Source organism: Mesorhizobium sp. CAU 1741, assembly GCF_039839275.1.
Taxonomy (GTDB): domain Bacteria; phylum Pseudomonadota; class Alphaproteobacteria; order Rhizobiales; family Rhizobiaceae; genus Aerobium.
Map to the genome: position 1 here is coordinate 1,014,893 of NZ_JBDOQP010000001.1, position 12,888 is coordinate 1,027,780.

General features: G+C 63.1%; 14 protein-coding genes. 6 read left to right on the top strand and 8 right to left on the bottom strand.

Annotated elements, in window-relative coordinates; translation table 11 throughout:
* Positions 1–98 precede the first annotated feature (98 nt).
* Positions 99–995: a LysR family transcriptional regulator gene (locus AAFN84_RS04835; RefSeq protein ID WP_347513366.1), complete on the top strand. Its 897-nt coding sequence runs from the start codon at positions 99–101 to the stop codon at positions 993–995.
* A 4-nt stretch (positions 996–999) separates the two neighbouring features.
* On the opposite strand, the gene AAFN84_RS04840 is transcribed toward AAFN84_RS04835, so the two are convergent.
* The 6 genes from AAFN84_RS04840 to AAFN84_RS04865 all read right to left on the bottom strand — a co-directional run bounded on the left by AAFN84_RS04840 (position 1,000) and on the right by AAFN84_RS04865 (position 6,709).
* Positions 1,000–1,884: an alpha/beta hydrolase gene (locus tag AAFN84_RS04840; RefSeq protein ID WP_347513367.1), complete on the bottom strand. Its 885-nt coding sequence runs from the start codon at positions 1,882–1,884 to the stop codon at positions 1,000–1,002.
* Positions 1,885–1,933: 49 nt separating this feature from the next.
* Entirely contained in the window at positions 1,934–4,003 is a 2,070-nt protein-coding gene (locus tag AAFN84_RS04845; protein WP_347513368.1) for an ASKHA domain-containing protein, read from the bottom strand.
* An 18-nt stretch (positions 4,004–4,021) separates the two neighbouring features.
* A complete protein-coding gene (locus AAFN84_RS04850) occupies positions 4,022–4,987 on the bottom strand; it encodes a methyltetrahydrofolate cobalamin methyltransferase (protein WP_347513369.1) in 966 nt (321 codons plus the stop codon).
* A 78-nt stretch (positions 4,988–5,065) separates the two neighbouring features.
* Positions 5,066–5,368, bottom strand: a complete 303-nt coding sequence (locus AAFN84_RS04855) for a virulence factor (RefSeq protein ID WP_347513370.1) — start codon at positions 5,366–5,368, stop codon at positions 5,066–5,068.
* 92 nt (positions 5,369–5,460) lie between these two features.
* Entirely contained in the window at positions 5,461–5,982 is a 522-nt protein-coding gene (locus AAFN84_RS04860; RefSeq protein ID WP_347513793.1) for a DUF4893 domain-containing protein, read from the bottom strand.
* A 100-nt stretch (positions 5,983–6,082) separates the two neighbouring features.
* Positions 6,083–6,709, bottom strand: coding sequence for a DUF1638 domain-containing protein (locus AAFN84_RS04865; RefSeq protein WP_347513371.1), 627 nt, complete (start codon positions 6,707–6,709; stop codon positions 6,083–6,085).
* 42 nt (positions 6,710–6,751) lie between these two features.
* Here AAFN84_RS04865 and AAFN84_RS04870 point away from each other — a divergent pair, with 42 nt between their 5' ends.
* Positions 6,752–6,910, top strand: a complete 159-nt coding sequence (locus AAFN84_RS04870) for an entericidin (protein ID WP_347513372.1) — start codon at positions 6,752–6,754, stop codon at positions 6,908–6,910.
* Between the two features lie 22 nt (positions 6,911–6,932).
* On the opposite strand, the gene AAFN84_RS04875 is transcribed toward AAFN84_RS04870, so the two are convergent.
* Positions 6,933–7,631, bottom strand: a complete 699-nt coding sequence (locus AAFN84_RS04875; protein ID WP_347513373.1) for a B12-binding domain-containing protein — start codon at positions 7,629–7,631, stop codon at positions 6,933–6,935.
* A gap of 265 nt (positions 7,632–7,896) precedes the next feature.
* Between AAFN84_RS04875 and AAFN84_RS04880 the strand changes: the two genes are divergently transcribed.
* From AAFN84_RS04880 to AAFN84_RS04890, 3 genes are all read left to right on the top strand, one after another.
* Entirely contained in the window at positions 7,897–9,471 is a 1,575-nt protein-coding gene (locus AAFN84_RS04880; protein WP_347513374.1) for a trimethylamine methyltransferase family protein, read from the top strand.
* 154 nt (positions 9,472–9,625) lie between these two features.
* Positions 9,626–10,369, top strand: a complete 744-nt coding sequence (locus tag AAFN84_RS04885; protein WP_347513375.1) for a dienelactone hydrolase family protein — start codon at positions 9,626–9,628, stop codon at positions 10,367–10,369.
* Positions 10,344–11,012, top strand: a complete 669-nt coding sequence (locus AAFN84_RS04890; protein WP_347513376.1) for a hypothetical protein — start codon at positions 10,344–10,346, stop codon at positions 11,010–11,012. Before AAFN84_RS04885 ends, AAFN84_RS04890 begins: the two co-directional genes overlap by 26 nt.
* A gap of 2 nt (positions 11,013–11,014) precedes the next feature.
* On the opposite strand, the gene AAFN84_RS04895 is transcribed toward AAFN84_RS04890, so the two are convergent.
* Positions 11,015–12,109, bottom strand: coding sequence for a GGDEF domain-containing protein (locus AAFN84_RS04895; RefSeq protein ID WP_347513377.1), 1,095 nt, complete (start codon positions 12,107–12,109; stop codon positions 11,015–11,017).
* Positions 12,110–12,327: 218 nt separating this feature from the next.
* Between AAFN84_RS04895 and AAFN84_RS04900 the strand changes: the two genes are divergently transcribed.
* Complete coding sequence (locus AAFN84_RS04900; RefSeq protein WP_347513378.1) at positions 12,328–12,888, top strand: RNA polymerase sigma factor; 561 nt, start codon at positions 12,328–12,330, stop codon at positions 12,886–12,888.

Consider the following 12,888-nt stretch of genomic DNA (forward strand, 5'->3'; position numbering starts at 1 on the left):
GGACCTTCGCTGCTTGTGTATTGACTATGGTCCTTGCGTCATGTTCAATCAAACGAAAGGAAATGACCTATTCGTTCAGATTTGTTGATGGAGCTCTCATGAACGCCCCGCTCAATCATCCGATGCCGCTCCTGGATCTCGACGTTCTTCGAACATTCGTGGCAATCGCGGAGACGGGCAGCTTTACCGTTGCAGCCAGTGCTGTATTCCGCACGCCCTCGGCGGTCTCGATGCAGATCAAGCGGCTGGAGGAACTGCTCGGCGTTTCGGTTTTCGCCCGCGACGCGCGATCGGTGTCGCTGACGCAGGACGGCCAGATGCTGCTCGGCTATGCGCGGCGTATTTTGGCGCTGAATCGCGAGGCGGTTTCAAAGTTCGTCGTGCCCGACATTTCCGGCATCGTCCGGCTCGGGTCTCCCGACGACTATGGCGAGCGAGTTCTTCCGAATGTGTTGAGGCGGTTTGCGAAGACGCATCCGTCGATCGCGGTGGATGTCACGATCGACATGAGTTCCAACCTGCGCCGGCGGATGGCCGAGAGGCAACTCGACATCACGCTCTTCACCGTATGCCGGAACGTTCCCTCCGATGCGGAAATCCTGCTGACGGAACCTGTGGTATGGGCTGGCGCTAAGGGCGGCAGCGCACATCTGCGCGAGCCGCTGCCGGTTTCGCTCTGGGAAGAGGGCTGCGTGTGGCGCGCCGATGCTCTCGAAGCCTTGGGGCGAGAGGGCAGGGACTACCGCGTCGCCTATATGAGTGCCCACACCGCCGGCCAGCGCGCCGCCATCCTTGCCGACCTGGCGATCGCCCCGCTGCCGAAATCGTTCATCGGCGAGGAAATCGTCGCTCTTGGGCCCAACGAAGGCTTACCGGTGCTTTCGAACTATAACCTGGCCATGATCATAGCGTCCGATGCCTCTGCGCCGGTGCTTGCCGCCGCTGACCACATACGCGCGACCTTCGAGGCATTCCGCGCCACGGGCACTTTCTGAGGCCTCATCTGCGCAGGAATTCGACAATCCGGTCCCTTGCTGGCCGGGTCTCAGGCATGTCGAGCAGCGGCCACACGTGGATCATGCCTTGCCCGACGACGAGTTCGACATCGGCGCCGGCGGTCTTTGCCCTTTGAACGAACGTCAGCGTATCGGGATGCAGCAGGTCGCGCGTGCCGGATAACACCAAAGTTGGCGGCAGCGCCGTCAGATCGCCATAGCGGGGACTGATGCGCCAGTCGGAGAAATCGAGGCCGCCGGCATAGATCCGCACCGATTCGCGGCCTCCCTCGATGCCCAGCCAAGGATCGATTCGTGCGACTGCGTGGGTTTCCTCGTCTTGCAGCGTCATGTCGACCCCCGGCGAGATCAGCGCGAGCCGTCGTGGCAGGGGCCAGCCTTCTTCGGCCGCCATCATGGTCAGCACGAGCGCCATATTGCCGCCAGCCGAGTCGCCTGCCAACGCTACCTCGCTTCCCTCTGCCATCACGTCCCGGTAGACGGCGCGCACCATGCCGTAGATCGCGTTGAACTGATGCTCCGGCGCTAGCGGATAGATCGGAACGGTGACATGCGCGTCGAGACGCTCGACCAGTTCGGCGACGAGCCTCCAGTGAAACGACGTCATCTCGAAGCAGTAGGCGCCGCCGTGCAGGTAGAGCATCCGGCGGGTGCCTTCGCCGGATTTCGGGCGCACCTCGTAGACGGGGCAACCTTCGACCGTCCTGACGGTGATCCGCAGCCGTGCTGCGACCTTGATCGGCGGGCGATGGTCCTGTGTGGGGCGTGACTTCGCGATCCAGGCATGCAGCCCTTCAGCGCTGGCGAAAGCCTTCTTGCGCGTGTGCTTGAGCACGAAGGCATAGAGGTGGCTCTTGAAGCTCGGCATGGCGTCTCCTGGTGATCGGCCGGGAGATGAATGTCTTTGTCTACCGACGTCAAGAACGGCTTCGCCGTGCCGCACGCTCCTCGCGCGAGCGCCGCCGTGGTGCCCCGTCACTCGTGCCGGGTTCGTCGGGGCTCGTCTTGCGAGCCGGTAGTGTCACGGATCTGGCAAGCTCGGGAAATGCATCGACCTTGTTGGGCAACGCCATCGCGTCGATGAAGAGCTGCTGGAAATGCGGCTCCAGTGCAGTCTCGATCTTCTCGATCCTGCGCACCGTGTCCTCGATCTCGCGTCTATAATCGCGGTTGAGCAGCGCCATCAGCGCTCCTTGGCCGGCCGCGTTGCCCACGGCGGACACCTCTTTGAGGTCGCAGTCCGGGATCAGGCCGAGAACCATTGCGTATTTCGGATCAATGAAGGAGCCGAACGCGCCGGCGAAGCGGATCGTGTCGACGCGCTGCACGCCAAGCTTTTCCATGAGCAGCTTGATGCCTGCGTAGAGCGCGGATTTGGCGAGCTGGATGGCGCGCACGTCGTTCTGCGTGACGGTGATGCGTTGCTTTCCGTCATGGAGCAGGTACGACCACGTTCGCCCGCTCTGCAGGATGCGCGGGCTGCGCGTTGCAAGGCTGCCATCGACGACACCATCTTCCGAGATGATGCCGGCAAGATACATCTCGGCAACCACCTCGATGATTGCGGATCCGCAGATGCCGGTGACGCCGAGGGCGCTCGATTCTTCAGCGAAGCCTTCCTCGTCGGACCATTTCTCGGAGCCGATGATACGGAAACGCGGTTCAAGGGTTTCGGGATCAATGCGCACGCGTTCTATCGCGCCGGGCGCCGCCCGCTGGCCGGAGGAAATCTCAGCACCTTCGAAAGCCGGGCCGGTGGGAGACGAGGCAGCGACCACGCGCTCCCTGTTGCCCAGCACGATCTCCGCGTTGGTGCCGACATCGACCAGCAGCATCATGCGGTCCTGCCTGTGCGGCCCCTCCGACAGGGTCGCGGCCGCAGCGTCGGCGCCGACATGGCCCGCGATGCATGGCAGAACATAGACGCGCGCACCGTGATTGATCTTGAGGCCGAGTTCGCTGCCCCAGGTGTGTACGGCGCCGGAGACGGCCAGGGCAAACGGAGCTTGCCCGAGTTCCGTCGGATCGATGCCAAGGAACAGGTGGTGCATGATCGGGTTGCCGACGAATACCGCGTCCAGGATGTCATCGGCCGACACGCCGCCTTCCGCGCAGACCTTGCTGACCAGCCCGTTGATCGCCTCGCGCACTGCCGTTGTCATCGCCTGGCGACCCTCCGGATTCATCATCACGTAGGAGACGCGGCTCATCAGATCTTCGCCAAAGCGGATCTGCGGATTGGACGTGCCCGACGTCGCGACCACGCGTCCCGACAGCAGCGACACGAGATGCATCGCGATGGTGGTGGAGCCGATATCGCAGGCGATGCCGTAGGCTTCGTTGTGCAGGCCGGGCCACAGGGCGATGATCGAAGGGCGTGAACTTTCCAGATCCCTGTGGATCGCCGCCGTAACCCCCCACTGGCCCTTGCGCAGGATCGACTGGGTTTGCGGCAGAAGGTGCTGCGAGACCAGCAGGTCCTGCCAGCCCCAGTCCTTCTCCAGCATCACCTTCAGCCGGTCGAGATCGCCCAGCGGCTTGTGCATGTCGGGCTGGTCGACCTCGACGTAGCAGAGCTGGAGTGCCGGACTGCGCTCGATGACGCGGTCGAGAGCCGCCTTGCGGACCACCTGCGCGTTGATGACCGTGTCCTGCGGCACGTCGATGACGAGGTCGCCCTCGATGGTCGAGGAACAGGACAGCCGGCGGCCGTCTGCCAGCCCGCGGATGCGCTCATAGCGCTCTTCTTTGGCGCCCTTGGCCGATATGTGGTCGTTCGACGAGACGATCTTGTGCTTGGCGAAGCTGCCTTCCTGCACGATCACCTGACAGCGCCCGCATGTGGCGCGGCCGCCGCACACGCTCTCGACATAGACCCCGAGCTCGCGTGCCGCGTCGAGCACGGTCGTGCCTTTCGGGAACCGTCCGCGCTTGCCGGACGGCATGAAAAGGACGAGTGGGTCCGTGTGATTCAGGGGAGCGTTCATCGACCGCGCAATCAGCCTCTATCCCCGTGCCAGCCTGGCTTCGCGGCCGCCGCGGCGCCGCCCTCCGGCCGCGCTTTCGCCCGGTGCGCTCACTGCGACCGGGGCCGCGGTGGCGTGTTCGCCTGGCTTGTGGTCCTTGTACGTCCTGATCCAGGTCGCGCAGTCCCTGTCGGTGCCGTTGAGCACGTTTGCGCCACGCACCGCTTCCATCTCCTGCGGCCGGCATGGATTCATGATGGCGCTCGTCATGCCAGCGCCGATGACCATCGGAATGAAGGCCGCATTGATGCCGTGGCGGTGCGGCAGGCCAAAGGAAATGTTGGAAAGGCCGCAGGTGGTGTTGACCTTGAGTTCCTCGCGCAGCCGCCGCAGCAGCGCGAAGACCTGCCGGCCAGCGTCACCCAGGGCACCGATCGGCATCACCAGCGGATCGACGACGATATCTTCCGGACTGATGCCGTGATCCATCGCGCGTTCCACAATCTTCTTGGCGACGGCGAAGCGCACGTCAGGGTCCATGGAGATGCCGGTCTCGTCATTCGAGATGGCGACGACCGGGACATTGTATTTCTTGACCAGCGGCAGGATTGCCTCAAGCTTCTCCTCTTCGCCGGTGACGGAATTGACCAGCGGGCGCCCCTTGGCGACCTTCAGCGCCGCTTCGATGGCGGCGGTGACCGACGAATCGATCGACAGCGGCACGTCGACCAGGCCCTGCACGATCTCCAGCGTCTGTACCAGCAGGGCCGGTTCCGTTGCGTTGGGATCGACGGCGGTGACGCCGGCATTGACGTCGAGCATCGTCGCGCCGGCCTGGACCTGCTCGATGGCGTCCTTTCGCACCGTGTCGAAATTGCCTTCGACCATCTCGGCGGCGAGCTTCTTGCGGCCGGTCGGGTTGATGCGTTCGCCGATGACGCAGAAGGGTTGGTCGAAGCCGATCACGATTTCCCTTGTCGCGGACGCGACGATGGTGCGGGTCATGCAGGTGTCTCCGTTCTCAGATCGGGTGATTTCCCGAATGTCAGGGGCGCTGGTGCGCGAATTTTCGTCGAAAGAGCCTTAGCTGCCCGTCCGCCCGCCCGCTTTCACGAGTGCGACGAGGCTGTCCCGGTCGAACTGGGCATCGAGATCGGCGGCAGCCTTGTCTGCTTCCGCTTCGAGATCGTCAGAGACCCCGATCGGCTCGCCCTTGCGCCACTCCGCGAGGTAGGCATCGGTTTCGCCCGCACCGGTGCGCATGGCGCACATGTCGATGGCTTCGGTGAAGCGCAGCGGCAATTCGCGCTTGGCGCTCTGCCGGCCCTTCTTGACAATCACCTGCGCGGGGATGTCGCGCCAGTACACCACGATGAGATCGGCCATCGGTTCAATTCCTCATTCTGTACGAGGAATGCCGGAACGGCCACCATCCTGCTTGTTGCCGGACGACGCGCGTGCATTCAAAAGCGACGCGATCAACGCCGCAATTCAAGTATGTCGAGCTTCGATTCGTAGGTCTGCGCCGGAAACTCGATATGCCACCGGTCTTCACCGGTTCGGTAGGCATATCCGACCTGGTCGGAGGCCGGTCCCGCGCCATAGGGCGGGGAAGGTTGGTCATTGACGCTGCCGACGCCCAGATAGGTGAGCCTGGTATCGGAATCGGTGAAGAAGCGCCCGGTGGTCCGTTGCGATCCGCTCAGCTTTTCGAGCCGCCAGCCGGAGCCGTCGTCGGTCACACGGCAACGGAACCAGGAATAGATCACGAGTTCGGAAAGTCCGCCGAGCTTGGCGGTGCGACACTGCCAGTCGCCGGTCATGTCGAAGCCTTCGAATGAAAGCTGCGGCGCGGAGAGGATGCTGTCGACGATGGCGACGTCCTCTTTCGTGCCACCGGTGCGTGCGGCTTCGGCAGCCTCCCTCCGCGTCGCGTCATAACCGTCGAGACGCTGCTGGTCCGCATCGGTGATCAGGCTGAGTATCTCGCCGGTCGCCATTGCCGGGCTTGCAAGCAGGAGTGCGAACAGGAGAAAGCATATGCGGGTCACGGGCGGGCTCCATCTGTCTGTCCGACCCGACCGCGCAATTCCGGCCATTTCAAGGTTTGGCCGCTGTGGCCTGGCGGAGCGCTGTGGCGAGGTCGCCGTATCCGGTCAGGCGCTTTTCATAGGCAAGGCCCAACATCGATGCCGCAGCCTTGGCGACGTCTTCCAGGTCCGATTCGTCGGTCTGCGCCAGGTAGATGACCCTTTCGTAGTTGCCGAAGAAATCCTTCGCCAGTTCGGGATGTCTGTCGAGGCCCAGCGGCTTCATGAAAAAAGCGTTGAACTGCCTGCAGAGGAAATCGGTCATGTAGAAGGCGGTCATGTCGCGCTCTTCGGTCTGCGCGAAGGCATCGAGCCCTTGATAGAAGGCAAAGCAGTGGGGACCAGCGAGCCGTTCGACGCTGTGTTTCTCGCAGACGCGGTCGAGTTGGCCGCCGGTCCCGCAATCCGCGTAACCCACCAGGATGTTCTCGTAGCCTTCGGCTTTCGCCTTCTCGATTGCCACATCCATCGCAGGTGCGATCCGGTCGGGGCGGTAATGGTAATCGGCCGGAAGGCACCTAAGCTCAAGATGTGTAAGGCCGTGAATCTCTCTCACGGCCAGAATCTCTCGCGCCAGCATTCCGCACGCGATCACGAGAACCTTTTCGGGCTCCGCGCGTTGCACATGCGTTACCATGTCGCGCGCCGTTCCGGCGCGGCGAAGAAGCGGAGAGCCAAGATGACTTCAAAGACCTTTACCAAGATTGCCGCCATCGTCCTTATTGCGGGCTTTACCGCTGGCTGCGCCAACACAATCCGTGGTGCGGGGCGGGATACCGCCAATGCCGTAGATGCGACACAGGATGCAGGTCGCACCGTAGAGCGCGCAACTTACTGATCCCGCTTCGAGCGTCCGCGTCTCACACCGAGGCGCGGACGTTATGCTTCCTTTTCATGAAGTCCTTGGCGGTCTCGACGGCCACTGCGGCATCCCGGCAATAGGCATCCGCGCCGACAGCCTTGCCGAATTCTTCATTCAGCGGCGCGCCGCCGACAAGCACGACGTAATCGTCGCGGATGCCCTTTTCCTTCATCGTGTCGATGACGACCTTCATGTAGGGCATCGTCGTCGTCAGCAGTGCTGACATGCCGACGATATCGGGCTGGTGCTCTTCGATCGCCGCGAGATAGTTCTCGACCGGATTGTTGATTCCCAGGTCGATCACGTCGAAACCGGCACCCTCCATCATCATGCCGACAAGGTTCTTGCCGATGTCGTGGATGTCGCCCTTGACGGTGCCGATCACCATCTTGCCCTGCTTGGGCGCGCCGGTCGCCGCGAGCAGCGGTCGCAGGATGAACATGCCGGCCTTCATCGCGTTGGCCGAGAGAAGCACCTCGGGCACAAACAGGATACCGTCGCGGAAATCCTCTCCGACGATACGCATGCCTTCCACGAGTGCTTGGGTCAGTACATCGTAAGGAACCCAGCCGCGGTCCAGCAGGATGCGCGTGCCTTCCTCGATTTCTTCCTTGAGCCCGTCATAGAGGTCGTCGTGCATCTGCTGCACCAGCTCCTCGTCGGACAGTTCGGACAGGATGATTTCGTCGTCGGACATTTCGGGCTCCTGAAAGGCCATGGCGCGGGACGATGATGCCCGCAATTTCTTGCCCATTCATAATCTGCGGCGCTTGCATTTGCTTAGCTGATTTGCGACGCGCCACGATGGGAATACGACTGCGCAAGCCTGGGGCCAGACTGCAGTTTTTTCTGTCGATTTTGCGACACGGGCTGGCGCTGGCGGGCCGCTCTTGCAACTGTGCGCGGATACGATCCGCCGAAACGGCGCAAATTGCGTCAAGCAGAGACGTAGGGAAACGGTCATGGAAGACGATCTGGCTGTCGAGCAGGAGCCCAGCGGCGGTCGCCGGGGGCGCGGTGAGCGCGGCGGGGCCGCGGCAAGGCGCGCGGCACGCACGGGCGGCGGGCCCGGGACGCAGCTTACTTATGTGAAGCGCCAGATCCCTCTTTACGAGGTGCTGAACGAGGAGGGGATTGCGCTGATCGAAGCCAATGCCGACACGATCCTCGAGGAAGTCGGCATCGAGTTTCGTGACGACGCCGAAGCGCTGGCGATGTGGAAGGACGCCGGCGCCGATGTGAAAGGCGAGCGGGTCCATTTCCCCAAGGGCCTGCCGAGATCGCTGCTGAAGACAGCGCCTTCCGTTTTCACCCAGCACGCCCGCAACCCGGAGCGCTCGGTGCAGATCGGCGGCGATGCGACGGTGTTTGCCCCGGTCTACGGACCGCCCTTCGTGCGCGACCTCGACGGCAACCGGCGCTACGCCACGATCGAGGACTTTCGCAACTTCGTGAAACTGGCCTACATGGCGCCCTCGATCCACCATTCCGGCGGCACCGTTTGCGAACCCGTGGACGTTCCCGTCAACAAGCGCCATCTCGACATGGTGCTGGCGCACATGACGCTTTCAGACAAGCCGTTCATGGGCTCGGTCACAGCGCCGGAACGCGCCGAGGACACGGTCGCGATGGCGAAGATCCTGTTCGGCGATGAATTCGTCGACCAGAACACGGTCATCATCAACCTCATCAACGCGAACTCGCCGATGGTCTTCGACGAGACCATGCTGGGCGCCGCGAAGGTCTACGCGCGCAACAACCAGGCGACGATCATTACGCCCTTCATCCTGGCGGGCGCGATGAGCCCGGTGACGGTGGCCGGCACGCTGACCCAGGTGCTGGCCGAAGTTCTGGCAGGCGCGGCGTTCACCCAGCTCGTGAGGCCCGGCGCGCCGGTTCTCTTCGGCACATTTGCGTCGTCGATCTCGATGCAGTCGGGTGCGCCCACCTTCGGAACGCCGGAGCCGTCGCTGGTTTCTTATGGAGCGGCCCAGCTCGCCCGGCGGCTCGGGCTGCCGTTTCGTACCGGCGGCTCGCTGTGCGCGTCGAAGGTTCCCGATGCGCAGGCAGCCTACGAGAGCGCCAATACGCTCAACTCGACATTGCTTGCCGGCACCAATTTCGTGCTTCACTCGGCCGGGTGGCTCGAGGGCGGGCTGGCGTCGTGCTACGAGAAATTCATGATGGACGTCGACCAGCTCGGCATGGCGCAAAAGTTTGCCGCAGGTGTCGACTTGTCGGAGAACGGCCAGGCGATGGATGCGATCCGCGAAGTGGGACCGGGAAGCCACTATCTCGGCTGTTCGCACACGCAGGCGAATTTCCAGACGGCCTTCTATCGCTCATCCATCGCCGACAACAATTCCTTCGAGCAATGGCAGGCGGAGGGCGAGAAGACGGCGCCGCAGCGCGCCAACGATCTCGCCCGGCGCTGGCTGGAGACGTACGAGGCGCCCTATCTCGATCCTGGCATCGCCGACGGGCTGCGGGACTTCGTCGAGAAGAAGAAGGAGTCGATGCCCGACGCCTTCACTTGAAAGGAGCCCGTTTCAGGCCGGGCTAAAGTGGCCGACATCATCTACGAGGAAGTCTGGCGAAACACCGTACGTTCGCCGGATACGGGAAAGAGTTGAGCCCGGCAGCCGGGATGGTCTATCACTCTGCTGGCTCCAACAAGGTCAGGCAGGAATAATGGACGGAAACCTCATCGAGTTTGCCGCGCCCGGCGGGCTCGCAACGGCGCGGCTTTTCAAGCCCGCTACAGCGACCTCCAAGGCCGGCATCATCCTCTACATGGACGTCTTCGGCCTGCGCGCGTCGCTCGCCTCCATGGCGGCGCGACTGGCGGGCGAGGGCTACACCGTTCTGCTCCCAGACCTTTATTACCGCCAACCGGACCATGGCAGTTTCGATCCGAACACCGCCTTCAAGGAAGAAGCGAGCAACGACCGCCTGCGCAAGCTGCGCGCGGAGACACCGATATCCGCCACACAGGCCGATACGGATGCGTTCATAGAAGCCCTGACGGAAAACGGCGCGACTGGGCCGGTCGGGACAGTCGGCTATTGCATGGGCGGTGCCCGCGCGCTGGTGGCGGCGGCCACCGCTCCAGGGCGCATCAGGGCGGCGGCAAGTTTTCACGGCGGCAATCTTGCCAATGATGACGCTGACAGCCCGCATCTGCTGGCCAGCCATATCAAGGCCCGCGTCTATGTCGGGTCGGCGAGCGTCGACAAGTCGTTTCCACCGGAGCAGGTCGCAAGACTCGCCGGTGCCTTGACCGAAGCACAGGTCGACTATGCCATGGAGAACTATGTCGGTATGGCACATGGATGGACGGTGCCCGACCACAGCGTCTACGACCCCGCGGGGGCTGAGCGCCACTGGACACGACTGACAGGACTGTTTCGTGAAACGCTCGGGACTTCCCACTGAGCAGGAGGTTGCCGCAGAACTGGCCGTTTACGGCCTGATCCTGCGTGGCGGCGTGGTCCTGGCGGAGGATGGCGGAGCCGCAAGAACCGTCTTGCTGGTCGGCAATGCCGGTGCAGCGTACTGGACGACCTTCCTGCGCTGGCGCGAGCAGCAGATTTCCGATCCTGCAAATCCGCTCGATAGCTGGTCGCGGAACGTCATCGACGCGGTGGCGCGGAGATTCGGTGCGCGGGTGGTGATGCCGAGCGATCGGCCTTTTGCTCCTTTCCAGCAATGGGCGATGAAGGCGGAACGGCTCAGGCCATCGCCGCTCGGCTTGTTGATGCACCCACGCTACGGACCCTGGCATGCCTATCGCGGCGCGCTCGTCTTCGATCGAGAGCTTCCGCTGCTGCCTGTACAAGCGCCGCATCACCCTTGCGATACATGCGAAGCGAAACCCTGCCTCAGTGCATGTCCCGTGGACGCTTATTCGCCGCTGGGGTTCGCCTATTCGCGCTGCGTGTCGCATGTCGCCGGTGATGGGGGCCAACCCTGCAGGACCATTGGCTGCCTGGCGCGCAACGCCTGTCCGGTGGGAAGCGCGTATCGATATCCAAGTGCCGTCCAGGCGTTCCACCAGAAGGCGTTTGCCGCTTTGTGACCTCAGGCCGCGATCGTCTCTATGCGGTTGCGGCCCTTGTTCTTGGCGTCATAGAGGAAGGCGTCGGCATCGCGCATCAGTTCGTCGAAATTGCCGCGTCCGGTCGCGTTGTGGCACAGGCCGCCGCTGATCGTGATGCTGAAGCGTTGTCCGCTGGAGTGCATCGGCGTTGCAGCGACAAGGCGGCGAACATGCTCGATCGTGGCCGTGGCGGCATCGACAGACTTGCCTTTCAGGACGATGGCGAATTCTTCGCCTCCGACACGCGCGACGAGATCGCCCTTGTCGGTGCAGGACCGGCAGATTTCAGCGCATCGGCGCAGCGCTTCGTCACCGGCCGCGTGACCGAATCGGTCATTGACGCTCTTGAAGTGGTCGACGTCGAAGAGCGCAAGCGTGAAGGGGGTCGCAGGCTCATCGTCGAGTGCCGCGCGTAATTCGGTTTCAAACGCGCCACGATTCATCAGCCCTGTCAGCGCATCGTGGCTCGCCGCATGGCGAAGCTTGGTGTTGCTGCGTTCGAAAGCCAGTGAAAGACTGAACGTTCCTGATGCCACTGTGTAGATCAACGCGACGACCAGGTGAATGATGAGCGGCGTATCGAGAGGCAGATGCGGCGGCATGGTCGCGCTGCTGGCCAAGCCAAGCCATATGCGCCAGAAGAAGGACGACGTAATCAGAAGGTAGGCTGCCACCAGGGCGTAGCGAGACGCCAGTCCGTCGGAGCGATCACGCCAGAACTCCCAGGCGATTGCGGTGGCCAGGATTGTCAGGATGACGTTGGCAACCGTGAATGCCGGCGCATACGATACCTGGGAAAGCGGCGCGGCGAACGCGACGAACACGACCAGCGGTATCCACAGGCGGCTCAGCGGCACCTCCCTGCCTCCAAACTGCCGTGCGGCACGCCAGCTCAGGCCGAAACCGAGAATCAGCATGCCGTTCGGCAGCGTTGCGATGAGCAGGCGGGGCAAATGGGTTTCGACGATGTAGATCACGAGAGCGGCGCCGAGAACGAGGTTGGCCAGCGTCCAAGACTTCCAGAACGCATCCTCGCGGCGCCCGTGGCCGGCGATGCCGAAAGCCAGAGCCGTCACCCACAAGATGATCGCATTCGCGGCAAGCAGTGTGGTCGTATCCAGAGTTTCGTTCCCCCACGCTCCAGTCCGCCCGCATAGAGCAGTTGACGCAAGGAAAGCACGGCGCGACTACGATCCGGTTAGCGCGTGTGGTTGCCAACGGGTTAACAGAACCGTCTACGAAATAATCGCGCGGCGTACCAAAGGATCGGCAGCCTCGTGGCGTCCAAGGATCGATGACAGCATTGATGACCGACGAACAGCACGATTCCGACGCCAGACTTGCCAGCCGTGCTGCTGCCGGCGAGCGCGTCTGCCTGGAGCGCCTGGTCGAACGGCATTATGACTTCGTGTTCCGGATCGCATGGCGTCTCACGGGGCATCGCGCGGATGCCGAAGACGTGGCGCAGGATGTCTGCGCGCGCCTTGGCCGCGCCATCAGGGGGTATCGTGGTGGCGCCGCCTTTTCGACCTGGCTGTACGCGATCGTCCTGAACGCGGTACGCGACCGAGCCAGGCAAACGGCGCGGGAGGCGGTGAGGCGGGAGGCCTACGGCAAGCATCAGTTGATGGATCAAGATGAAGCTGATCCAGTCGAGGATAGCGCGGATGCGCTTTGGGATGCCGTGAGGCTGCTGCCGCCGAAACAGTGCCAGGCCGTGACGCTGGTCTATGGGGAGGAAATGTCCCACGCCAGCGCTGCCATGCTGATGGGCTGCACCGAAACAACGGTCTCCTGGCACATCCACGAGGCAAAGAAGCGGCTGAAGACGATTGTCTCGGCCGGGGAAGTGTGA

Excerpts from the sequence above, each read along its gene's own strand:
- AAFN84_RS04870 (WP_347513372.1), top strand. The coding sequence starts at position 6,752 with ATGACTTCAAAGACCTTTACCAAGATTGCCGCCATCGTCCTTATTGCG.
- AAFN84_RS04850 (WP_347513369.1), bottom strand. The coding sequence starts at position 4,987 with ATGACCCGCACCATCGTCGCGTCCGCGACAAGGGAAATCGTGATCGGC.
- AAFN84_RS04845 (WP_347513368.1), bottom strand. The coding sequence starts at position 4,003 with ATGAACGCTCCCCTGAATCACACGGACCCACTCGTCCTTTTCATGCCG.
- AAFN84_RS04835 (WP_347513366.1), top strand. The coding sequence starts at position 99 with ATGAACGCCCCGCTCAATCATCCGATGCCGCTCCTGGATCTCGACGTT.
- AAFN84_RS04860 (WP_347513793.1), bottom strand. The coding sequence starts at position 5,982 with ATGGCGACCGGCGAGATACTCAGCCTGATCACCGATGCGGACCAGCAG.
- AAFN84_RS04880 (WP_347513374.1), top strand. The coding sequence starts at position 7,897 with ATGGAAGACGATCTGGCTGTCGAGCAGGAGCCCAGCGGCGGTCGCCGG.
- AAFN84_RS04900 (WP_347513378.1), top strand. The coding sequence starts at position 12,328 with ATGACAGCATTGATGACCGACGAACAGCACGATTCCGACGCCAGACTT.
- AAFN84_RS04885 (WP_347513375.1), top strand. The coding sequence starts at position 9,626 with ATGGACGGAAACCTCATCGAGTTTGCCGCGCCCGGCGGGCTCGCAACG.
- AAFN84_RS04865 (WP_347513371.1), bottom strand. The coding sequence starts at position 6,709 with ATGGTAACGCATGTGCAACGCGCGGAGCCCGAAAAGGTTCTCGTGATC.
- AAFN84_RS04840 (WP_347513367.1), bottom strand. The coding sequence starts at position 1,884 with ATGCCGAGCTTCAAGAGCCACCTCTATGCCTTCGTGCTCAAGCACACG.
- AAFN84_RS04875 (WP_347513373.1), bottom strand. The coding sequence starts at position 7,631 with ATGTCCGACGACGAAATCATCCTGTCCGAACTGTCCGACGAGGAGCTG.
- AAFN84_RS04855 (WP_347513370.1), bottom strand. The coding sequence starts at position 5,368 with ATGGCCGATCTCATCGTGGTGTACTGGCGCGACATCCCCGCGCAGGTG.